Below are 22,814 nucleotides of genomic sequence, written 5' to 3' on the forward strand. Positions count from 1 at the left end.
ACTTGACTAAATTCCTTGGTTACTAGTATAATTTCACCAAATTTTATTAGTAGAGAATTTTATGCAACTAACAACTAAAGGAAGGTACGCAGTTACCGCTATGCTTGACTTGGCTTCTAATGAATCTGCTAAGCCAGTTACGCTAGATATGATATCTCAAAGACAGAACATTTCACTTTCATATTTAGAACAACTTTTTGCTAAATTAAGAAAAGCATCTCTAGTCAAAAGCGTTAGAGGGCCGGGTGGAGGGTATCTTCTTAATGTCAATGCTGTTGATGTCACGCTTACAGAAATTATAGAGGCAGTTGATGAAAATATTGATCTTCGTCGCTGTCATGGTGCTAAGGATTGCTTAAGGGGTAAGCAGTGCTTGTCTCACCATTTATGGTGTGAGGTTAGTGATCAAATTAGAGGTTTTCTAAGTACTAGAAATCTTCAACAGGTAATTGATGATTACCAATCTAACCAAGATTTAAATTTAAATTAATAATTAAAGGAATAAAATTATGTTGACTCCTACATACATGGATTACTCATCTACTACGCCAGTTGATGCTCGGGTTGCTAAAAAAATGGCTAAATATTTAACAATGGAAGGTGATTTTGGTAATCCTGCTTCTCGCTCTCATCATTATGGATGGCAAGCTGAGAAAGCAGTTGATAATGCCCGAAACCAGGTAGCAGAGCTAATTAGCGCTGATCCTAGGGAAATTGTCTGGACTTCTGGCGCTACTGAATCTAATAATCTTGCATTAAAAGGTATTGCTAATTTTTATCATAAACGTGGTAAACATATTATCACTCTTAAAACTGAGCATAAGGCTATTCTAGATACCTGCCGTCAATTAGAACGAGAAGGTTTTGAGGTCACTTATCTTGATCCTCTTCCCAATGGTTTGTTGGATATTGACTTATTTAAAAGTGTTATTAGAGAGGATACAATTCTTGCCTCATTTATGCATGTTAATAATGAAATTGGTGTTATTCAAGACCTTCAGGCAATTGGTGATATTTGTAGAGAGAATAAGGTATTTTTTCATGTAGATGCTGCACAATCTGTTGGTAAGATTGAAATTGATTTAAGCTCTCTGCCAGTTGATTTAATGAGTTTCTCAGCGCATAAGATTTATGGTCCAAAAGGTATGGGAGCACTATACGTCTCTAGGAAGCCTAGAGTTAGACTAGAGGCTCAAATGCATGGCGGTGGCCATGAGCGTGGAATGCGTTCTGGAACTTTAGCTACCCATCAAATTGTTGGTATGGGTGAGGCTTTTGCAATTGCTCAGGCTGAGATGAAGGATGAGGGAGTAAGAACTAAAAAACTTAGAGATAGACTTTATGCTGGTTTTTCCGATATGGAAGAGGTGGTTGTTAATGGTGATCTTGATCAGAGAATTGGAAGTAATTTAAATATTAGTTTCAATTACGTTGAGGGTGAGTCATTAATGATGGCTATTTCTGGAGTTGCTGTATCTTCAGGTTCAGCATGTACATCAGCAAGTCTTGAGCCTTCTTATGTGTTAAGAGCATTAGGGCTAAGTGATGAATTAGCTCATAGCTCAATTCGCTTTAGTGTTGGTCGATACACAACAGAAAAGGATGTTGATGATGCGATTACGCTAGTACGTGAAAAAGTTGAAAAATTAAGAGATTTATCGCCTTTATGGGATATGTTTAAGGATGGCGTTGATTTAAGTTCTGTTGAGTGGGCTGCCCACTAAGCAAAAGGAAGAGTTATCGAAAACTTGAATCATGTATAGAGTAAAATTAATAGTTAAATCGGAGTAATTTATGGCATATGGAAAGAAAGTACTAGATCACTATGAAAATCCTAGAAATGTTGGTGTCTTAGATAAAGATGCCTCTAATGTAGGTACTGGTATGGTTGGTGCACCAGCATGTGGAGATGTAATGAGGTTACAAATCCAGATTAATGATGATGGTGTTATCGAAGAGGCAAAATTTAAGACTTATGGTTGCGGATCTGCAATTGCTTCATCTTCACTTTTAACCGAATGGGTTAAAGGAAAGACGCTTGATGAGGCTTCACAGATTAAGAATACTGAAATAGTTGAAGAATTAGAATTACCACCTGTAAAAATTCATTGCTCAGTATTGGCTGAAGATGCAATTAAAGCAGCAATAAATGATTTAAAAAGTAAAGCTAGCTAATAATTATGGCAATAACGTTAACTGAAAAAGCTGCTAAAAGAATGAGCGATTATTTATCTAATCGAGGTTCTGGTGTTGGCGTTAGGCTTTCAGTTCAAACCACTGGTTGTTCAGGCTTAGGTTATAACATGGAGTTTGTTGATACAGTGAATGACGACGACACACTATTTGATGATAAGGGTGTCAAGGTCATTGTTGATGCTAAAAGCCTAATATATATAGATGGTACTGAGGTTGACTACCAAAAAGAAGGGCTTAATGAGGGCTTTGAATTTAACAACCCTAATTCTAAGGCTGAATGTGGTTGCGGTGAATCATTCACCGTATAGATAGTTCTTAACAGCTCTTGAGGGACTAGCTTGATGCAAAATTATTTTGAGTTATTTGATCTTGAAACCTCTTTTTTTATTGATGAAGTCGCTTTAAAAGAAGCATATAGAAAAGAAATCTCCAGATTTCATCCTGATCAGTATGCAACCAAAAGTGAATCTGAAAAACTTCAGGCACTACAAAATACTTCTCTACTAAACTCAGCATTTAAAGCTTTAAAAAGCTCTCTAAATAGGGCTGAATATCTACTTAAACTTCAAGGTGTTGACCCTTTTGATGAAAAAGATACAGTAATGGATGAACATTTCTTGTTATCACAGATTGATCTTAGAGAAGAGCTTGAGGCTATTAAGGAGTCTAAAGATAGCCTTGGTTTGGATGATTTTACTGAGAATATCAAACTTAAGATTGATGAAAAATCTCAATCAATCTATAGTGCTTTTGAGAAAAATAGTGACGCAATGCATATTAAAAAAGATGTCAGAGAGTTAAAGTTTTTTGACCAGCTTTATAATCAGGCTAATAGCTTGATGGATCAATGGTTATAGGGGCTAGATAGATGGCATTATTGCAAATTTCAGAACCCGGACAATCAACTGCTCCCCATCATCATAATTTAGCATGCGGAATTGATTTAGGCACAACTAATTCACTAGTTGCTAGTGTAATAAGTGGGGAGACTCAGCTTATTCTGGATAAAAATAATGAGGCCATGCTTCCCTCAGTAGTTCATTGTGGTCAAAGCAAATTAACGATAGGCAAAAAGGCCATTAAATTTGCTTTAAGTGATCCAACAAATACTATTTTCTCAATCAAGCGCTTTATGGGGATCAGTTATAGTGAGGCTGATAATATTGAAAACCTCCCATATAATTTGATTGATTCTGGTGGAAATTTTTCATTCCAAACATCCAGAGGTAAACTCTCAGCCATAGAAATTTCTGCAAGTATTCTCTCTGAATTAAAAAAACGTGCTGAAGATACTCTTGGAGGCGATCTTGTTGGTGCTGTTATTACTGTTCCCGCCTATTTCAATGACGCTCAGAGGCAATCAACAAAGGACGCTGCAAAAATTTCTGGTATTAATGTCTTAAGGCTTATAAATGAACCAACTGCTGCTGCCATAGCTTACGGCTTAGAGTCAGGTGAAGAAGGCATTCATGCCATATATGACTTGGGTGGCGGTACCTTTGATATCTCAATACTGAGCTTTAATAAAGGGGTTTTTGAAGTACTCTCCACTGGAGGTGACTCCAATCTTGGAGGTGATGATTTTGACAAGCTAATATTTGACGATTGCATAAAGTCTCTTAATATAACTAATTTATCAGCAACTCAAATTCAAACCATAAGGCAGCTTGCAAAAATAGCAAAAGAGGAACTAACAACAAAAAATAGTGCTGATTTTTTAGTTAATGGCGATACTTATAGTATTTCAAAAACTCATTTTGAGAGTTTAAGTGAAGAGTTGATTTCAAAAACTTTACTTTTAACAAAAAGAGCCATTAGAGATGCGGGGGTTGATTTGTCTGATGTAAAAGAAGTTATTATGGTTGGAGGCTCTACAAGAATGTCACTCGTTAGGGATCGAGTCAGTAAGATCTTTAATAAACCAGTATTGTGCTCAATTAATCCTGACGAAGTTGTAGCAAAGGGTGCTGCCATTCAAGCTAATATTCTGGCTGGAAATAAGAGTAAGGACGATGTTTTATTGCTTGATGTTTTACCCCTTTCTTTGGGACTGGAGACTATGGGTGGCCTTGTAGAGAAGGTAATTCATAGAAATACAACAATCCCAATAACGCGAGCTCAGGAATTTACTACCTACAAGGATAGTCAAACTGGGATGAGTATCCATGTTTTCCAAGGCGAGAGAGAATTAACTAAGGATTGTAGGTCATTGGGACGCTTTGAGTTAAAGGGAATACCACCTATGGCTGCAGGACGAGCACGTATCTTAATTGAGTTTCAAGTAGATGCAGATGGTTTACTATCAGTCTCAGCAAAAGAAGAGACATCTGGAGTTAAATCTGAAATTGTAATTAAACCCTCTTATGGTCTGAGTGATTCAGATTTAGAAAAAATGCTCAAAGATTCTGTAGTATTTGCTCAGGAAGATATTCTTTTAAGACAACTTCAAGAGCAAAGAGTTGACGCAAATAGAACAATTGAGGCTATAGATTCTGCCCTAGAGGCTGATAAAGGTCTTCTAGATGAAAACATGCTAAATAATATAATTAGTTCAAGAGACGAACTGGCAAAAGTTGTTGAATCTGATGATTCAGTTCTAATCAAGGATGCGACATTAAATCTTGAGAAAGTCAGTTCAAAGTTTGTTGAAATGAGAATGAATAAATCAATAATGAGTGCAATGCAAGGTCGAAGCATTGATGAATTTAATGAATAACTTTAAAATATCAATATGCCTCAAATAATTATCCTCCCTAATCAAGAATTCTGTCCAGATGGTGTAGTCATTGAAACAGATACTGGTAATAGTATCTGTAGGGCATTATTAGATAATAGTATTGAAATTGAACATGCCTGTGAGATGTCAAATGCATGTACAACCTGTCATATCTATGTCAGAGAGGGATTTGATACTATGGAAGAGTCTGATGAAATCGAAGACGATTTATTGGACAAAGCTTGGGGGCTTGACCCAGACTCACGTCTCTCTTGTCAGGCAATTCTATCGGAAGAGGATATCGTTATTGAAATCCCGAAATACACTATCAATCAAGTTTCAGAAAACCATTAAGTCTAAAACTAGTTACTCAATTGTAATTTTAGGAAAGGCTCCAACGGATTCACTTTGAAGGGATAAAGTTGCTGCAACTTTTCGCCCAATCTCCTGATACATCATTGCTACTCTACTATCTGGATCTCTAGCAACACTAGGAATACCCTCATCAACATCGGTTCTTATATCTATTTGAAGAGGTAGAGCGCCTAAAAAATTAGTATTTGAGTTCTCTGCCATAAGCTTACCCCCTCCATGACCAAAGATTTCCTCTGCATGATCACAGTTTGAGCAGATATGGATTGACATGTTCTCAACGATACCCAATATTGGAATATTAACCTTCTCAAACATAGCAAGGCCCTTCTGCGCATCAATTAGTGCAATATCTTGAGGGGTTGTAATAATAACGGCACCACTAACTGGAATCTTTTGAGATAAGGTTAATTGTGTATCTCCTGTTCCTGGTGGCAGATCAATAATCATATAATCAATATCGTCCCATTCAGTGTTCTTTAAAAGTTGCTCTAAAGCTTGCGTAACCATTGGGCCACGCCATACCATTGGTGAGGCTTCTTCAACCAAAAATCCAATAGACATTGTCTGCAGACCATGAGCCATAACTGGCTTCATATTACCATCTGTAGACTCTTGGGGCCTAAGGTCTTTAACACCTAGCATGCGTGGTTGAGAGGGTCCGTAGATATCGGCATCCAGTAAGGCTACTCGGGCACCCTCAGACTGCAGGGAGAGGGCCAGATTAACAGCGGTAGTTGACTTTCCAACACCGCCTTTTCCAGAGGCAACTGCGATTATATTTTTAACACCTGGTAAAGCTGCAACGCCACCCTGAACAGCATAGGTCGCAATTTTTGATTTAACCGTTATATTTGAATAGTTCACTCCAGCTTTTGAGAGTGCTTCTTCAACTGAGCCTTTAAGATCTTCATGATAATTGATGGCTGGATACTTTAAAAGAAGTTCAACATTAACTATCTCATCATCAATAGTTATGGATTTAACATTATCAGAGGTTACAAGATCTTTGTCAGTATGAATATCTTTGACAGTACTAAGAATATTTTTAATTTTGTCTTCAGTGAAATTTGTCAATTTGATGACCTCAGTCGGTAAAATAACGCTATTTTATCGTACAACTATCTCTACAATCCCTAATAATACTCGGATAATTGATAACAACTTATGAGTAAACGAAGAATACTTGTTACTTCTGCACTGCCTTATGCTAATGGTGAAATTCATTTAGGGCATCTGCTCGAATATATTCAGACTGATATCTGGGTTAGATTCCAAAAAACGCAGGGTCATGAATGTCACTATGTATGCGCAGATGATGCCCATGGCACACCAATTATGCTTAAGGCCGATGAGATGGGTATCGAGCCTGAAGCGTTAATTGCTGAAGTTAGCAAAAGACATCAGTCAGACTTTAGTGATTTTAATATTAACTTTAGTCAATTTCATTCAACTCATTCAGAGGAGAATCGTTATTTTTCAGAGTTAATCTATTCCAGACTTAAGGATTCAGGTTTTATCGAAAAACGCGTTATTTCGCAAGCATTTGATCCTGAAAAGGAGATGTTTCTACCCGATCGATTTATTAAGGGTGAATGTCCTAAATGTGGGGCTGATGATCAGTACGGCGATAATTGTGAGGCATGTGGTGCAACTTATTCAACTACAGAGCTTAAAAATGCCAGGTCGGTTGTTTCTGGTGCTATTCCAATTGAGAAGGACTCTGAGCATTATTTCTTTGATTTGCCGCAGTTTGAAGATCAACTTAAGGAATGGACAAATGCTGGGCATCTTCAGGATGAAGTTAGCAACAAATTAGCAGAATGGTTTGAGCAAGGCCTTCAGCAGTGGGATATTTCAAGAGATAAGCCCTATTTTGGTTTTCAAATCCCAGGTACTGAAGATAAATATTTTTATGTCTGGCTTGATGCACCAATTGGTTATATGGCAAGCTTTAAAAAGCTTTGTGATAATAGTGATCTTGAGTTTGATGATTTCTTTGCTAAAGGCTCTGATACTGAGCTTTATCACTTTATTGGCAAGGATATTGTTTACTTTCATGCGCTATTTTGGCCTGCGACTCTAATGGGCTCAAACTTTAGAACGCCTAATGCAATATTTGCTCACGGTTTCTTATCGGTAAATGGTCAAAAAATGAGCAAATCACGTGGAACCTTTATTCAGGCAAGGACTTACCTAGACTCTTTTAATCCAGAGTGTCTTCGTTACTACTATGCCTATAAGCTATCAGCAAAGATCGATGACATTGATTTAAACCTAGAAGACTTCAAGCAGCGTGTTAATTCAGACATAGTCGGCAAGGTTGTCAATATTGCCTCAAGGAGTGCATCCTTTGTCACTAAGAAGTTTGAGAAAGAGCTATCGAGTCTGTGTATAGAACAAGACCTCTATGATGAGTTTGTGGCTGCTAATAGTGAAATTGCTCAACATTATGAGGCTAGAAACTTTGGACACGCTATGCGCTCAATTATGAAGCTTGCGGATAAAGCAAATCAGTACATAGATGACAAGAAGCCTTGGCAGCTAATAAAAGAAGAGGGTAGGGAGCAAGAAGTCCATGAAATAACCTCACTTGCTATTAATTTATTTAGAGTGTTAATGACTTATCTAAAACCAGTACTTCCAGAAATGGCAAAACAGTCTGAAGTCTTCCTTAATATAGATTCACTTAATTGGGATGATGTTAAAACTCCCCTTTTGAGTCATCAAATTAATAAGTTTAAGCCTTTAATGACTCGTATTGAGGATGAGCAAATCGAGGCGATGGTTGAATCGTCCAAAGGGTAAAAATCAATAGTTCAGGAGGAATGGCAGAGTGGTCGATCGCGCACGCTTGGAAAGCGTGTAAACCTAACGGTTTCATGGGTTCGAATCCCATTTCCTCCACCAAACTAAGTTCTTAGTATGTCTTACTAAGATTTAATAAGTGTAGATAAAGTATATAATTAAATTGGTGATGATTCTTATCTAGGTTTTTAATGGTTCTTTCTTAAACTGAGTTATAATTCCATCTTTTGCATTAATAGGTAATAGAACATAATGAAAGATAAGTTAAACGAAAGGCTACATTGGACTACAACAGTTACAGAAAAACTAATGCTTGGTGGCATAGGTATATTGACTGTTTTAGCCGCTGCCAACGAAGTATGGGGTATGTGGTTGCTGCAAAATATTGAACTAGCAGACTTATTTTTGCTATTCATTTATACAGAAATTGTAGGCATGGTTGGTACTTATTATATTAGTAATAGAATACCAGTAACACTGCCACTTATTATTGCAATGACGGCATTGTGTAGATTGATTATATTACACAGTAAAGATGCTGACCCTTGGGTATTAATAGCAGAAGCAGGTGCTATCGTTTTATTAGCAGGAGCAGCCTATGTTATGAGTGCTAAAGAAAAACTAAGTTTAGAAAAGAAGAAACAAAAGGAGTTATTAAGTTAGAGTTCTTTGAATATCAAAAACAATATGGATAAGCTACTAACAGAAAAACAAGTATGTGAGATTGTGGGTTTTAAAAAAACTAAGTTATTCCAAATGATTAAAGATGGTCAATTTCCACCACCTAAGAAATATGAAAGAAGCAATAGATGGTTTAAGAGTGACATTGAACAATGGCTAAAAAAGGAGAAGGAAGAGCTCCATAATGAGCAAGGATTCTTCGGTGAAATTGGCAAAGCCATTGATGATTTATTTAGTTAATAATCGTATTTTTTTTAAAGTACAGTTAATACTTTACAACTCAATTTCAGTTAAACCATCCTCTCTATCTAAAAACTTATATTCAACTTTAACAGGGTCAAACTGTTTAATTTCTTCAAATATAATATCTGCAGGAAGCTCGCCACAAGTATAAACATCCAGCTGTAATAAGCCTGGATCTGTCTCGTCCCAACAATGCAGAGCTATATGAGATGTCTCAATAATAACTAAACCAGTCAAACCTCTATTACCTGGTATATCTAAATATGTTGTAATCGGTCCTTGACATATTTGCATCCCAATTTTTGAAACTAATTCTGTCAACCAGGTATGAGCCCACTTTTGGTCAGTAGGGGGTTTTCTAACTTCTGCTCTTACAATTAGATGTTTGTGTTGGACAGTCATTTAACCCTATTCTTAACTAGCAAAATTCTTTGTATTAGCTCCACTCCCAAATATCCCAAGTTTGCTATTTTTTGCTATTAAATAAAATTTCTATTTAGAAGGGTCTGGAACTTTTCTTAAATAAGGCTTTAAAGTTTTCCAACCATTTGGGTATAACTTCTTAGCCTCTTCATCTTTAACAGCAGGAACAATAATCACATCTTCACCTTTGTTCCAATTCGCTGGAGTAGCAACTTTATGAGTGAGTGTTAATTGCATCGAGTCGATAGCTCTCAATATCTCATCAAAGTTTCTTCCTGTTGCCATTGGATAGGTTAAATATAATCCAATTCTTTTGTCTGGTCTAATAATAAAAACAGTTCTAACTGTTTGGTTATCAACTGCGGTACGTCCCATAGATTCAACTCCCGCATCCTCCTCCAACATATTATAGAGTTTTGCAACTTCCAATTTCTCATCAGCAATAATTGGATAAGTTGGCTTAATTCCTGATACGTCTTTAATGTCGTCTAACCACTTAATATGATCAGAAACTGGATCCACGCTTAAACCAATAACCTTTACATTCCTTGCGTCAAACTCAGGTTTCATCTTAGCCAATTCACCAAGCTCAGTTGTACAAACTGGTGTAAAGTCTTTTGGGTGGGAAAATAATACTCCCCAACTATCTCCAAGCCAATCGTGAAAAGATATATCTCCTTCTTGAGTTTTGGCTTTGAAATCTGGAGCTATGCTGTTTATTTTTAACGTCATTTTTTTCCTTTTTTGATTTTTTTAATATAAATTTAAAATAAATTAATTTAATTTATTTACAACTAAGATTATAGCAATTTGTAGTTCATTTTAGTGCTTATATTTTATTTTATAAAGTCTTCATTATTTAGTGCAAGAACTATCTTTAATAAGGCTGAGTATAAAACTATTTCATTAATCAGTCGATCATAGGTAAGAGTTTGTCGAGAGAATCTTTCGCATTGCCGTAAAGCATTCTTGTATTTTCCTTAAAGAATAATGGGTTTTCAATGCCAGAATAGCCCGTACCCTGTCCACGTTTCAAGACAAATACGTTTTTAGCCTTCCAACATTCCAAAACTGGCATCCCTGCAATTGGACTATTGGGGTCATCTTGCGCAGCAGGATTAACAATGTCATTGGATCCAATTACGATAGCAACATCGGTATCTGGAAATTCATCATTGATCTCCTCCATTTCCATAACAAAATCATATGGCACCCGTGCTTCGGCAAGAAGCACATTCATATGACCCGGTAAACGACCTGCAACTGGATGGATAGCAAAGCGTACATTTTTCCCCTGAGCTCTTAACTTATTAGATAATTCAGAAACTGTTTGTTGAGCTTGAGCAACAGCCAAACCATATCCTGGGATTATTATAATACTATCAGCATCATTCAATACTGATGCTACGCCGTCGGTATCAATAGTTATTTGCTCACCATTAATTTCCATTTGAGGGCCAGATTTACCCCCAAAGCCACCAAGAATTACGCTTACAAAAGATCGATTCATCGCCTTACACATGATATAAGATAAGATAGCACCTGATGAACCCACCAATGCTCCAACAACAATCAAAAGGTCATTCCCAAGACTAAATCCAATTGCTGCCGCTGCCCAACCAGAATAGGAGTTCAACATTGATACAACAACTGGCATGTCTGCTCCACCAATGCCCATAATCAGGTGATAACCAATGAATAAAGCCATGATTGTCAAAATCACCATTGACAATAATTCACCAGAGTTTAAATACCAAACCACTGATAATAAGGACACAGCAGCTGCAGTAGCATTAAGAAAGTGACCACCAGGTAATTTGGTAGCTTCGGTAGTTACTTTGCCTGCAAGCTTAGCATAGGCAATCACAGAGCCTGTAAATGTAACAGCACCGATCCAGATACCCAAGGATGTCTCAACTCGCAGAATATTAATCTCAACATCTGATTTTTTGGCAAGTAATGCTGAAAAACCCTCTAGTGTCTTCTTAACTGCATCATCCAATGAGGCAATATTAATAAGCTCAAAATGTGTATTAAAACCGACAAATACTGCAGCTAGTCCAACAAGTGCGTGCATGCCAGCAACGAGTTCTGGCATTTGAGTCATTTCGACTTTTGATGCCAATTGATAACCTACTAAGCCTCCAGCAGTAATAAGAATAAGTGAGAGCCACCATAGTCCAAGCCCAGGTCCTAATAGCGTTGCAGTAACAGCTAATGCCATTCCAACAATGCCATACCAAATAGCTCGTTTTGAGCTTTCCTGTCCAGAAAGCCCACCAAGCGATAAAATAAACAAGATTGCTGCAAGAACATAAACAGCGGAAGTAAAGCCCAATCCCATAACAGCTCCCCTTATGATTTCTGGAACATGGCAAGCATGCGCCTTGTTACAAGGAAGCCACCAAATATATTGATTCCAGCAAAAAACACTGAAATACCAGCAAGTATGACCACTAGAGAGCTCGTTGAGCTTATCTGAAGGATTGCTCCCAAAATTATAATCGATGAAATAGCATTAGTTACAGCCATCAGAGGGGTATGTAACGAGTGGCTAACATTCCAAATAACCTGAAAACCAACAAAAACAGCCAAAATAAAGACAATAAAGTGCTGCATAAAACTAGCGGGTGCGTAGCTTCCAACTAGGAACATCAGGGCGCCACCAACTGCCAGCAGTATAACTTGAGTTTTGGTTTGTTTTTTAAAAGCTGAAATTTCATCAGCACGTATTTCTTCAGTTGTTTTTTCTGGAATCCTCTCTTTTGGAGGAGTCGCAATAGCTTGAACTTTAGGAGGAGGGGGTGGATAAGTTATCTCACCGCTGTGCACGACAGTTGCACCCCGAATTACATCATCTTCCATATCATGCATAATTACTCCATCTTTTTCAGGAGTTAAATCTGTAATCATATGACGAATATTACTAGCATAGAGCATACTAGCTTGGGCAGCCATGCGGCTTGGATAATCTGTATAGCCAATTATAATAACGCCGTTGTCTGTCACAATGCGTTCATCAACAACAGTCAACTTGCAATTTCCACCCTTTTCAGCAGCTAGATCAATAATTACTGAGCCTGTTTTCATGCTTTCAACCATATCTTTAGTCCATAGCTCAGGTGCTTCATGATTAGGGATCAAGGCTGTAGTGATGACAATATCCATCTCTGGGGCAATCTCAAGAAACTTAGCTAATTGTGCAGCAGTGAATTCTGGTGAAGATACTGCTGCATAACCACCAGTTGATGAGCTATCAACCTCATCATCAGCAAAATTAAGGAATATAAATTTAGCCCCCATAGATTCGACCTGTTCAGCTACTTCTGGGCGGACATCAAAGGCATAGGTTATTGCACCAAGGGAGGTTGAAGCACCAATTGCAGCAAGTCCAGCAACACCGGCACCAACTACTAGGATTTTTGCTGGCGGAACTTTACCTGCAGCAGTCATTTGACCAGTAAAAAAACGGCCAAAATTGTTACTAGCTTCAATCACAGCTCGATAGCCCGAGATATTGGCCATTGATGAAAGGGCATCCATTTTCTGGGCACGGCTAATTCGTGGCACCATGTCCATAGCAATCACATTGGCTTTTCTAGACTTTGCTAGTTCCATCAACTCCTCATTAGCACCAGGATAGAAAAAGGAAATTAACGTCTTGGAGCTGGAAAGTTTTTCAATCTCAACTTTGTTTGGTGGGCTAACCTTAACAATAACATCACTCGCCTCAGAGAGATCTGCAGCATTAGTAGAAATTTCAACACCCACAGCTTTATATTGCTCATCATTGAAACCTGCTGCTTGACCAGCGCCTTTTTCAATAAGACATTCATGGCCAAGCTTTTGCAACTGAACAGCGCTATCAGGTGTTAGTGCAACGCGCAGCTCACCTGTAGAAATCTCTTTGAGGGCTCCAATTTTCATAATTTTTGTCCTATATAATTTTCATCAGTCCAAAGAGTATTGGGCTCTCTGTCTCTATCTATTTCTAAAGGCTCATTACCATATCTTTGTCTCATATGAAACTCAGAAATCTGAATAGGTTCGTATGTATCAAATACAAGCTTTCCCTTAATTAAAAATGCTAATCTTTCAGAGATTGAAACATCTTTAATAAGAATTTCAACTAGATTTTCCATATCTTTGGCAGCCACGTCAAGCATAGTTTTATCATCATGGAGCTCTTTTCCATCATTGCTCAATAAGAAGTGGACTTGGAAAACACGCATACTTAATCAATAAATAATACCTAAGAGCTTTTTAGGCTACTTTTACTTGCTTATATTTCTTCTCTAACTTCATTGCTAGCATTGCAGATGGAATAGACACAATCAAAAAGAATGCGCCAACCAGAGTCATAGGTTCGAGATAGGTGTAATAACTATTACTATATTGATCCGCTGCTCTGAACAATTCAACTACTGTTATGAATGCTAATAACGGAGTCTCCTTAAACATTGTAATTAAATAATTTGCAAGTGGAGGAATCATAGGAGGGATTGCTTGAGGTAATATAACATGCTTCCAAGCTTGATATGGGTTATAGTTTAGTGACTTTGCAGCTTCCCACTGACCTTTAGAAACATTTTCAATACCCGCCCTAAAAACTTCAGAAGTGTATGTGCTAAAGTGAACACCTAATACAATGACGCCACATGTAAAGGCTTCAAGGAAAATTCCAAAGTCAGGTAGAACATAAAATACAACGTATAGCTGAACCAGGATTGGTGTTCTTCTAACAAACTCAGTAATCCAATATAAGCTTACTCGTGTTACTTTACTTTTAGACATTTTAAGAATAGCTATTGCTAAACCTAAAATATAAGCAATCAATGAAGCAACAATCGTAGCTTCAATTGTAATTACTAAACCTTTAAGAAGTTGAGGTAAGACTGCGTATGCATGATCCCAATTCCATTCCATGACTATTTGTCTCCTGCATTCATAATGTTTCTACCTTTAGAAAACTTTTTAGCTATCAGATCTACAATCTGCACTAAGATCGTAGCAATAACAAAATAAATAATAAGTATTAATAGAAATGGCTCTAAAGTTAAAGCTGTCTGAACTCTAATTATTTGAGCCATAAAAGTAAGATCTGAAATTGTAATAAGAGAGCAAACTGCCGTTAATTTCATCAGCTCAATAAGTAGATTTCCAAATGTAGGAATCATAATTGGGATTGCTTGAGGAATAATGACGTATCTATATTTCTTTAAAACTGAGTAATTTAAAGCTTTAGCTGCTTCATGTTGCTCCTTGCTAACAGCAAGTATAGCTCCTCTAACAGCTTCAGATCCATAAGCACCAACATTAAGCCCACATGCAATAACACCGGCAGTTATGGCATCAAAATATATGCCCCACATTGGTAACACAAAATAAATAAAAAACATTTGAACGAGGGCTGAACTACCACGAAAAAATTCTAAGTAAACAATTGCTATTACTCTTACAGCTTTGAATGAAGATATTCTTGAAAGCCCAACAATAAATGAAACAATAAGTGCTAAGATTGCCCCTAACACTGTCAATTGCACTGTTGTGATTGTTCCTTTAATCAGTATTGGGTAAAACTCTAAGACTTCATTCATAAAAAAAAACTCTAAAAAAATCTGCCCTGTAAAAATACAGGGCAGATTAGGTTAAATATATTCAAGACAAATCTTCTTAAGCGTTAACAAAGATTTAATTCTCAAATAAATTTACATTCCATCAGGACATTGAGTCAAGTAGGATTTACTAGCAGTTGCCTCTGCAGAGAAGCCATAAGGCTCAATAATCGCTGCAAATTCACCAGTAGCCTTTAACATAGCCAAAGCCATGTTATATTCAGATCTAAACTCTAAATCATCCTTGTTGAATGCCGCACCAGCACAACCCATTGGAACACCTGTAACAGGCATTATCAATTCTAGGTTTGGATCATTAGTTTTATTCAGTAGATCTGCTGTACCTAGACCTGATAAAGCGAATACATCAACTCTACCCTGTTGTAGCATTTTAATACCACTTGGAGGTGCATCAAAATATACAATCTGGTCAGCACTTACACCGCGCTCTAAAGCATACTTCTCTTCAGCACAACCAGCACAAGTAGTCATCTTTAGAGCTGGATTAGCAGCAATATCTTCATAAGTTAGAAGATTATTTGGATTTCCTACTGGAACTGCAAAAGCTTCCGCTCCACATAAGTCAGGCTCTGAATAAATGATTGACTCACATCTACCAGGTTTAATATAAAGACCAGAAGTTGCCATATCTACTCTTCTTGCTTGTAGAGCAGGAATCATAGCACCATACATAATAACTTCAGCTCTTAATTCTGGAACACCTAGAACTGCTAAAACTGCACGTGCAACATCTGGTGCAGCACCAGTTACATAGCCATCAGATTTGATGTCACTGTATGGTGGCTCATTAGCTACAGCAACGGTTGCATAACCTTGTTTCTTAAGTTTTTTTAATGTATCAGATTCTGCAGACGATGTTTGTGCAAGACCTAAAACAAGAAAAAAACAGGTAAAAATCGAAATGATTTTTTTCATAAAGTTCTCCTTTAATTGTTATTTATGAAAATTCATTCTAACACCAACATATGGCATGTGAACAGATATATTGGGTTTTTATTTCGTATTATGAAAAAGAGTGGTTTGATATGACCCATTAATCAAAAAAAAACTAACTAACTAATTAACATTATTTATAAATTTCTTAAGAAACTCTTTGGTTCTTTTCTTTTTTGGATTTGAAAAAATACTATCAGGTTTGCCTGATTCAACAATCTGACCTGAGTCAAAAAATAGAACTCTGTCAGCAAATTCACGAGCAAAATTCATTTCGTGGGTAACCGTCAGCATAGTAGTGTCTGAATCAGAAGCTAATTTACGAAGTACAGTTAATACCTCATCGACAAGCTCTGGGTCTAAAGCTGAAGTGACCTCATCAAATAACATAATCTTAGGATCCATTGCGAGAGCTCTAGCGATTGCTACTCGTTGCTGCTGCCCTCCTGATAATTGATGGGGATACTGATCTTTTTTATCACCAAGGCCAACTAAATTAAACAGCTCTTCAGCTTTTTCTTTAGCTTCAGCATCAGTTTTTTTCTTTATTAAAATTTGGGGTTGTTTGACATTTTCAATAGCTGTCAGATGAGGAAATAAGTTGAACTGCTGAAATACCATACCTATATGATCACGCATTTTATGCAAGTGATTTTCAGAAGCAGGAACAATATTTCCATTATTTTTTTCATGCCATAGATATTCACCGTTGACAGAAACAAAGCCATCATCGATAGTCTCTAAGGTCATTAAAATTCTCAAAATTGTAGTCTTGCCTGAGCCACTGGGGCCAATTAGGGCAAGTTTTTCGCCATCCTTAACCTCTAGGTTCAAATTATTTAAAACTTGCAAGTCACCAAAAGATTTTGAAACATTTTCGAATTGTATAATATTTTTCATTAGCTTTAATTTGTAATTAGTTATTTTTTTTAAGACCTTTTGCTAAGCATTTCTGGGCTTTTAAAAATACTAACCTCAGAAATTTCCTTTTTGTTTGCTTTCCTCAGTTCCACTAAAGTTGTATGACAAGTTGGTCCTTGACTTAAAGAAGAGGTCCCAACATCCTTAGTCAACACATTAGGATTTCCATGTTTCTCTAGTTCTAAATCATAATCTGGATCAAACCATGCTCCAGTAGATAAGACAACAACTCCAGGCATCACATTATCAGAAATATTGGCACCAGCTAAAACTTTTCCACGTGCATTATATAACATAACAATATCCCCATTTTTAATATCTCTGTTTGACGCATCTAATGAATTAATCATTACAGGTTCTTTGCCATTTATTTTGCTGTCCAAGCTACCAGGTGCATTATCAAGCTGACCATGAAGTCTGTGCTTTGGTTGATTAGAAATTAAGTGTAAAGGATATTTATTAGCGTTTCCTAGCCACTCATAGGGTTCGAACCAATAGGGATGAGAAAAACAATCTGTTAGCTCAAAATTAGCTATCGTTTCAGAAGATATTTCTATTTTTCCTGAAGGGGTATTCAGCGGAAATTTGTTTGGGTCTTTTCTAAAATCATTGAGCATAACTTTTTCAGTTTCTGGCTTTGGGAGCTCAAAGAAACCCTTTTCCCAAAAATCTTCAAACTTTGGAAAACTTACATCTTTTCGCTGGTGTGCTTTTGAGCTACTATCCCATATAAATTTAATCCAATCTAATTCATCTTTGTTTTCTGTAAATGCTTCTAAAAAACCAAGTTCTTTTGCTAAACCTGAAAATATTTCATAATCATTTTTTGAATTATGAAAGCTTTCCATAGCTTTTTTATTTGCAATGAGTGTAGGGTCCCTTGGATTTAACATTAAATCATTTCTTTCTAAAGCAGTATTGGCTGGAAAGATAATATCAGCATGTCGAGCTTGAGAATTCCACCATATTTCATTAACAATAATGGTATTAGGTTTTTGCCAAGCTTTAACAAGTCTATTTAAATCTTGATGATGATGAAAGGGGTTACCGCCTGCCCAATAAATTAATTTTATGTCAGGATAAGTGAGTTTTTTCCCATCATAATCAAACTCACCTCCTGGGTTTTCCAACATATCAGTCACTCTAGCAACTGGAATAAAATCTCTTATCTTATTTTTACCCTGAGGTAAGCTTTGCCACGGCATTCTATTGAAAGAATCACCTGTACTATTTACACTAGAATAACCAAATCCAAAGCCGCCACTTGCTGTTCCTATATGACCTAACATGGCTGCAAGGGTAATCCCCATCCATAAGGGTTGTTCGCCACATGATGCACGTTGAAGACTCCAAGATAATGAAATCATAGTTTTTTTTGATATTATTTGATCTGCTAATTCATAAATTTTCTTTACTGGGATATTTGTAATTTTTGATGCCCATTCAGGACTACATTCTTGATTATTTTTATTACCTAAAACATACTCAGAAAAACTGTCAAACCCAACCGTATACTTAATTATAAATTTTTTATCATACGTATTATTTTTAATCAATATATAGGCAAGAGCCAACATTAAAGCAGTATCAGTATTTGGCCTTATAGGAATTTGTTTGGCATTTAAAAATTCTGGTGCATCATCTATAAGAGGGCTAATGTTGATAAACTCAATCCCATTATCATAGCATTTCTTTATACCTTCTTTAGTAACATGCTTGCCTACGCCTCCAGCTGAAACTTTAGAGTTTTTTAGGGGCATTCCTCCAAACATTACTATTAACTCACATTCTTCAGATAAGGCATCCCAAGTGGTATGCTCTTCTAGGGTTGAGTACAAATCTAAACCTATTATATGAGGCAAGAGGGTCTGAGCTGCAGCGTATGAATAACTTTGAAAAGATGAGCTAAAACCACCAAATAAATTAAAGAAACGATTTACTTGACTTTTAGCATGATGAAAACGACCAGCACTTGCCCAACCATAAGATCCAGCATAAATTGCTGAATTACCAAACTTATTTTTAGTTTCTAATAACTCATCAGATGCTAGCTTTAATGCCTCATCCCAGCTAACAGGAATAAAGTTATCTCGACCCCTTCTACCATCACTTTTGCCTTTATTTTCTAGCCAACCTTTTCTAACATGCGGCTGCTTAATTCTAAGGTCATCTGTCGCTGCATCAGCTAAACCTAAACCAAACTCGGTTGGAGAGGGGTCTGACTCCCAATTAGTTAAGCTTAATTTTTGATTTTTGTCTACTGAAAATTTATAAGTTCCCCAGTGCGTACTTATGAAATTTGACATTAAAATTAATCGAGTTTTTATTTCTAAATTACTCTAATTTTAACTCATTTTAAGTTAGAATGATTCGCCGTAATATTTGACCTAAATAACACTATTTATGTATTCACAATTCAATGACTTAAACAATCGATTTAACTTACTTTTTCCAGGTCTAATTGTTGTTGGAACTATTGCTGCTGCAGCTGGTTTTCTGAGTATTCACTATAAAGCGCCAGTGATGCTATTTGCGCTTCTTATTGGTATTGCATTTAACTTTCTAGCTAGTGATGAACGTTGTGCGCCAGGTATTGAATTCTCAAGTAAGAAAATATTACGCTTTGGTGTTGCATTATTAGGCTTTAGAGTTACCCTAGATCAAATTTTAGGTCTCGGTACAAATGTATTATTACTCGTTCCAATTTTAGTTATATCGTCTATTGCTATTAGTTGGCTAATCGCAAAATTAATGGGAAGAAAATATCTTTTTGCACTTTTAACTGCTTGTGCTGTTTCTATTTGTGGTGCGGCTGCAGCCCTTGCTGTAGCATCAGTCCTTCCAAACTGGAAAGAAAGGCATCGTGATACTTTATTTATTGTTGTCTGTGTTACAGCCTTGTCAACTTTTGCAATGATCACTTATCCAATTTTATTTACTGTAGCAGATTTTAATGATATTGAAATTGGTATTCTCATTGGATCAACCATTCATGATGTAGCGCAAGTGGTTGGTGCTGGCTATGCGGTATCAAATGAAGCTGGGGATGTGGCCACTTTTATTAAATTACTGAGAATCTCAATGCTACCAATTATTGTTATTCTAATAGCAGTTCTATTAAAGGGCGATGATGAATCAAGGACAATTAGTTCTAAAGCCTTTCCATGGTTTGCGCTTGGTTTTGCGTTGTGCCTTGTGGTTAATTCAAGTGGTTATATCCCCCTTTTAATTACAGGTTTTCTTGCTAATGTATCTCAATGGTTTTTAGTTTTTGCAATAGCTGGATTGGGTGTCTCTACTTCACTTAAATCGATGATGGAGTTGGGTGGAAGATCAATTCTACTAATGGTATTGCAAACTATTGCTCTACTGGGGATTGCAGTGCTTGCTGTTTCTACTGAGTTCATATAATTAAGGTAATAGAGTAATGAATGTTAATGCACTAATAGAAATGGCCTGGAGTGATGAAGCAACTTTCTCAGATATTGAAAGAGAGTTTGGCATTAAAGAGCCTGAAGTTAAACGCATAATGCAAAAAAATCTGAAACCAGGCTCTTATAGGCTTTGGCGAAAAAGAGTGCGCTGGATTAAAGAAAAGCAAAAGAAATCTAGAGACTAATTAGCGCATTCCTCTGTGCTTTTTAATGAGCTCATAAGCACTAATAATTTCTTGAGTTTTTTCATTAGCTACCTTGATCATTTCTTCTGGCAAGCCTTTAGCAACTAATTTGTCAGGATGATGCTGGGCTAATAGTCTTCGATAGGCTCTTTTGAGTTCTTTATCTGTAAGATCTTTATCAATACCAAGAATTCCATAGGCATCATCAATATTTAGTTTGTTAGCACCTCCTCGAGCAGCTGAAAATTGCTGAATAAGGTTTTCAAGCTCATGAATAGGAAAGCGAAGCTTTTGAGCGATGTATTTTAAAGCTTCATGCTCTTTATTATCAAAGACACCATCTGCATATGAGGCTTGAATTTGAATCTCTAAGAACATACGAATTAAATGAGTTCGCCTATGACTTTCAGCTCGGAATTGATCTAAAACTTCATCTAAGTTGAAACTATTATCTTTGCCTTGATTAAAGAGCTCTTTTGCAACTTTTTGCATTTCCTCTGATAGTTGCATCTGCTCCATAACTTGCTGAGCCATGATGATTTCAGATTTTGATACCTTGCCATCAACTTTAGCAATATATCCCATGACTGAAAATACACTACTAAAGAACGCTGCTTGAACACGTTGCTGATTGCCTGGCCCATAATTTCCAGAAGAGCCGCCAAAACTAGAGCTCCGTCTAGAGATATTTCCAGCAAACGCAACACCAAGCATAGCTCCTAGAGGTCCACCAATCATGTAACCCAATGTGCCACCTAAAACTGTTTTCCACCAACTCATAATTAATCCTCTATCTTATTTTTACAAAAAGATTAGTCATTAATCTTACCTTCAATATTGCCATCTTTGAGAACATATTCTTTCGTTTTTACACCATTTTCATAGAAAATAGATTTACCATTAAGGAGTGCATTTTTATAGTCTTGCTCAGATTCAATTTGGCCTTCCTCATTCCAGGCTCTTAGAGTTCCTTCAAGTTTATTATCTTTATAAAAGCCCTCTGATGCCTTCAGTCCATTTTCATACCAATAAGTTAATGTTCCTTCAAGCATATTATCTTCGTAAGAACCTTCGGATGCCTGCTGACCATTAGCATACCAGTATATCTCTCTTCCATGCTTCATACCATCTTTATAATTAGACTCCATCCTCATACCGTTATCTAAATATTCAGTATGCAATCCACTTTTATTATCATCTTTTGACATAACTTACCCCAGAGTTGTTAAGTTTGATCTTTATGTAATTCTACCAACGCATTTAAACCAATTGCAATTGTGTTATCAATTGCTTTGTCATAGTCTATAACCGCAGCACTTGTTGTTGGCCCACTAATGACCGTACAAATTGTGCCAGCACGGTAACCCATTTGGGCACATAAGTGAAAAAATAGACTGGATTCCATCTCCATATTTAGAACCTTTAAGCCATCAATATCAATCTTTGAAAGGCTACCCTTTATATCTGGAAATGTATTTTTTAGGCCCTCAATATGACGCGAAGATGGACCGTAAAACCCGGGTGAGGAAGAGGTGATACCTACCTTGTATTCAACGCCAAGTTTTGAAGCTTGGTTTGTCAATGCCTTAGTTACTTCCATTGAAGCTTTAGATGCGTAGGGAATTAGCTTCCCTTTGAATCTTGATTGACTAGGAATAGCCTCATTCAATATTTTATTAGCAGACTGCTCAATTCTTTCAACTGTAGAATCTTCTGCAGGCTCATCAAAATAGATACCCGTATTATCAAGGCCAAGAGCGTATGACCCTATTGCCTGTGAGCCAGGATTGATATCTGACTGAACACCACCAGAAGTTCCAAGTCTAATAAAAGTCATAGGATTGCATTTGATATTTCTTGTCTTACTTTCAAAGTCAAATTCATGCTCAATGAAAGCTTCTACCAGTGCGATTTCAACATTATCTGTGCCAATACCTGTGCCAATTACGGAAACTGGAATGTCCTTGTAAGTGCCGGTAAACGTTAAATACTCTCTATTTGAAATTTCATGCTGAATCGAATCAAACTCTTTAGAGACTCTTATTGCACGTGCTGGATCACCAACAATAAAGACATTGTCTGCAAGCTGACCTTTTTTTAAACCAAGATGATAGAGCCGCTGATTAATAATGACGATTTCAGATTTTTTCATTATGAACTTTATTGTATTTAAAACATAATTAATATGCTGTATATTTTAGTCTGAGTTAAATTTAAATTTATGCTTTAAGTGTAAAGTATCATAGCGTTTTCTTGTTTTAGTTTA

26 protein-coding genes and 1 tRNA gene are annotated in these 22,814 nt (G+C 36.7%); 13 read left to right on the forward strand and 14 right to left on the reverse strand.

The window, feature by feature from the left end; all coding sequences use genetic code 11:
* Window positions 1-61 precede the first annotated feature (61 nt).
* The 7 genes from CRN91_RS05510 (at window position 62) to fdx (ending at window position 5,266) form a co-directional block, all read left to right on the forward strand.
* Window positions 62-490: an Rrf2 family transcriptional regulator gene (locus CRN91_RS05510; protein ID WP_114115439.1), complete on the forward strand. Its 429-nt coding sequence runs from the start codon at window positions 62-64 to the stop codon at window positions 488-490.
* Between the two features lie 19 nt (window positions 491-509).
* Window positions 510-1,724 (forward strand): IscS subfamily cysteine desulfurase, encoded by a 1,215-nt coding sequence (locus tag CRN91_RS05515; RefSeq protein ID WP_114115440.1) that lies wholly within the window; start codon window positions 510-512, stop codon window positions 1,722-1,724.
* Between the two features lie 70 nt (window positions 1,725-1,794).
* Entirely contained in the window at window positions 1,795-2,175 is a 381-nt protein-coding gene (gene iscU / locus CRN91_RS05520; protein WP_114115441.1) for a Fe-S cluster assembly scaffold IscU, read from the forward strand.
* 5 nt (window positions 2,176-2,180) lie between these two features.
* On the forward strand, window positions 2,181-2,504 hold the full coding sequence (gene iscA / locus CRN91_RS05525) for an iron-sulfur cluster assembly protein IscA (RefSeq protein ID WP_114115442.1): 324 nt from the start codon (window positions 2,181-2,183) through the stop codon (window positions 2,502-2,504).
* Window positions 2,505-2,537: 33 nt separating this feature from the next.
* Complete coding sequence (gene hscB, locus CRN91_RS05530; protein ID WP_114115443.1) at window positions 2,538-3,053, forward strand: Fe-S protein assembly co-chaperone HscB; 516 nt, start codon at window positions 2,538-2,540, stop codon at window positions 3,051-3,053.
* A gap of 11 nt (window positions 3,054-3,064) precedes the next feature.
* Window positions 3,065-4,912, forward strand: coding sequence for a Fe-S protein assembly chaperone HscA (gene hscA / locus CRN91_RS05535; protein WP_114115444.1), 1,848 nt, complete (start codon window positions 3,065-3,067; stop codon window positions 4,910-4,912).
* A gap of 15 nt (window positions 4,913-4,927) precedes the next feature.
* Entirely contained in the window at window positions 4,928-5,266 is a 339-nt protein-coding gene (gene fdx, locus CRN91_RS05540; protein ID WP_114115445.1) for an ISC system 2Fe-2S type ferredoxin, read from the forward strand.
* 12 nt (window positions 5,267-5,278) lie between these two features.
* On the opposite strand, the gene apbC is transcribed toward fdx, so the two are convergent.
* Window positions 5,279-6,361 (reverse strand): iron-sulfur cluster carrier protein ApbC, encoded by a 1,083-nt coding sequence (apbC, locus tag CRN91_RS05545; protein ID WP_114115446.1) that lies wholly within the window; start codon window positions 6,359-6,361, stop codon window positions 5,279-5,281.
* Between the two features lie 90 nt (window positions 6,362-6,451).
* On the opposite strand from apbC, the gene metG reads away from it, so the two are divergent.
* The 4 genes from metG (at window position 6,452) to CRN91_RS05565 (ending at window position 9,013) form a co-directional block, all read left to right on the forward strand.
* Window positions 6,452-8,092 carry a methionine--tRNA ligase gene (gene metG, locus CRN91_RS05550; protein ID WP_114115447.1) on the forward strand — a complete coding sequence of 547 codons (1,641 nt, stop codon included), beginning with the start codon at window positions 6,452-6,454 and terminating at the stop codon, window positions 8,090-8,092.
* Between the two features lie 14 nt (window positions 8,093-8,106).
* Window positions 8,107-8,194 (forward strand) — tRNA-Ser (locus CRN91_RS05555).
* A gap of 150 nt (window positions 8,195-8,344) precedes the next feature.
* The gene (locus tag CRN91_RS05560) at window positions 8,345-8,755 is read left to right on the forward strand and encodes a phosphate-starvation-inducible protein PsiE (protein WP_114115448.1); all 411 of its coding nucleotides are present in this window, start codon (window positions 8,345-8,347) and stop codon (window positions 8,753-8,755) included.
* 24 nt (window positions 8,756-8,779) lie between these two features.
* Window positions 8,780-9,013, forward strand: a complete 234-nt coding sequence (locus CRN91_RS05565; protein WP_114115449.1) for a helix-turn-helix transcriptional regulator — start codon at window positions 8,780-8,782, stop codon at window positions 9,011-9,013.
* Window positions 9,014-9,046: 33 nt separating this feature from the next.
* Here the strand turns inward: CRN91_RS05565 and CRN91_RS05570 are convergent, their stop codons facing one another.
* From CRN91_RS05570 to CRN91_RS05615, 10 genes are all read right to left on the reverse strand, one after another.
* Window positions 9,047-9,418, reverse strand: coding sequence for an S-adenosylmethionine decarboxylase (locus CRN91_RS05570; protein WP_114115450.1), 372 nt, complete (start codon window positions 9,416-9,418; stop codon window positions 9,047-9,049).
* Between the two features lie 90 nt (window positions 9,419-9,508).
* A complete protein-coding gene (locus CRN91_RS05575; RefSeq protein WP_114115451.1) occupies window positions 9,509-10,171 on the reverse strand; it encodes a peroxiredoxin in 663 nt (220 codons plus the stop codon).
* 178 nt (window positions 10,172-10,349) lie between these two features.
* Window positions 10,350-11,783: an NAD(P)(+) transhydrogenase (Re/Si-specific) subunit beta gene (locus CRN91_RS05580; RefSeq protein ID WP_114115452.1), complete on the reverse strand. Its 1,434-nt coding sequence runs from the start codon at window positions 11,781-11,783 to the stop codon at window positions 10,350-10,352.
* Window positions 11,784-11,794: 11 nt separating this feature from the next.
* The gene (locus CRN91_RS05585) at window positions 11,795-13,366 is read right to left on the reverse strand and encodes a Re/Si-specific NAD(P)(+) transhydrogenase subunit alpha (protein ID WP_114115453.1); all 1,572 of its coding nucleotides are present in this window, start codon (window positions 13,364-13,366) and stop codon (window positions 11,795-11,797) included.
* The gene (locus tag CRN91_RS05590; protein ID WP_114115454.1) at window positions 13,363-13,671 is read right to left on the reverse strand and encodes a hypothetical protein; all 309 of its coding nucleotides are present in this window, start codon (window positions 13,669-13,671) and stop codon (window positions 13,363-13,365) included. Before CRN91_RS05590 ends, CRN91_RS05585 begins: the two co-directional genes overlap by 4 nt.
* A gap of 31 nt (window positions 13,672-13,702) precedes the next feature.
* Window positions 13,703-14,365 (reverse strand): ectoine/hydroxyectoine ABC transporter permease subunit EhuD, encoded by a 663-nt coding sequence (ehuD, locus tag CRN91_RS05595; RefSeq protein ID WP_114115455.1) that lies wholly within the window; start codon window positions 14,363-14,365, stop codon window positions 13,703-13,705.
* Window positions 14,366-14,367: 2 nt separating this feature from the next.
* Window positions 14,368-15,036: an ectoine/hydroxyectoine ABC transporter permease subunit EhuC gene (gene ehuC / locus CRN91_RS05600; RefSeq protein ID WP_114115456.1), complete on the reverse strand. Its 669-nt coding sequence runs from the start codon at window positions 15,034-15,036 to the stop codon at window positions 14,368-14,370.
* Between the two features lie 111 nt (window positions 15,037-15,147).
* Entirely contained in the window at window positions 15,148-15,990 is an 843-nt protein-coding gene (gene ehuB / locus CRN91_RS05605; protein WP_114115457.1) for an ectoine/hydroxyectoine ABC transporter substrate-binding protein EhuB, read from the reverse strand.
* A 141-nt stretch (window positions 15,991-16,131) separates the two neighbouring features.
* Window positions 16,132-16,908 carry an ectoine/hydroxyectoine ABC transporter ATP-binding protein EhuA gene (gene ehuA / locus CRN91_RS05610; RefSeq protein WP_114115458.1) on the reverse strand — a complete coding sequence of 259 codons (777 nt, stop codon included), beginning with the start codon at window positions 16,906-16,908 and terminating at the stop codon, window positions 16,132-16,134.
* Window positions 16,909-16,937: 29 nt separating this feature from the next.
* On the reverse strand, window positions 16,938-19,235 hold the full coding sequence (locus CRN91_RS05615; protein ID WP_114115459.1) for a molybdopterin-dependent oxidoreductase: 2,298 nt from the start codon (window positions 19,233-19,235) through the stop codon (window positions 16,938-16,940).
* A gap of 97 nt (window positions 19,236-19,332) precedes the next feature.
* Here CRN91_RS05615 and CRN91_RS05620 point away from each other — a divergent pair, with 97 nt between their 5' ends.
* Entirely contained in the window at window positions 19,333-20,340 is a 1,008-nt protein-coding gene (locus tag CRN91_RS05620; RefSeq protein WP_114115460.1) for a YeiH family protein, read from the forward strand.
* Window positions 20,341-20,356: 16 nt separating this feature from the next.
* Complete coding sequence (locus CRN91_RS05625; RefSeq protein WP_114115461.1) at window positions 20,357-20,548, forward strand: TIGR03643 family protein; 192 nt, start codon at window positions 20,357-20,359, stop codon at window positions 20,546-20,548.
* Here CRN91_RS05625 and djlA read toward each other — a convergent pair whose 3' ends face one another.
* The 3 genes from djlA to CRN91_RS05640 are packed head-to-tail and all read right to left on the reverse strand — an operon-like array spanning window position 20,549 to window position 22,700.
* A complete protein-coding gene (gene djlA, locus CRN91_RS05630) occupies window positions 20,549-21,328 on the reverse strand; it encodes a co-chaperone DjlA (RefSeq protein WP_114115462.1) in 780 nt (259 codons plus the stop codon).
* A gap of 32 nt (window positions 21,329-21,360) precedes the next feature.
* Complete coding sequence (locus CRN91_RS05635; RefSeq protein WP_114115463.1) at window positions 21,361-21,756, reverse strand: toxin-antitoxin system YwqK family antitoxin; 396 nt, start codon at window positions 21,754-21,756, stop codon at window positions 21,361-21,363.
* Window positions 21,757-21,773: 17 nt separating this feature from the next.
* A complete protein-coding gene (locus CRN91_RS05640) occupies window positions 21,774-22,700 on the reverse strand; it encodes a nucleoside phosphorylase (RefSeq protein WP_254424920.1) in 927 nt (308 codons plus the stop codon).
* Between the last annotated feature and the right edge of the window lie 114 nt (window positions 22,701-22,814).

Source organism: Candidatus Thioglobus sp. NP1, from assembly GCF_003326015.1.
GTDB classification, from domain to species: Bacteria; Pseudomonadota; Gammaproteobacteria; order PS1; family Pseudothioglobaceae; genus Pseudothioglobus; species Pseudothioglobus singularis_A.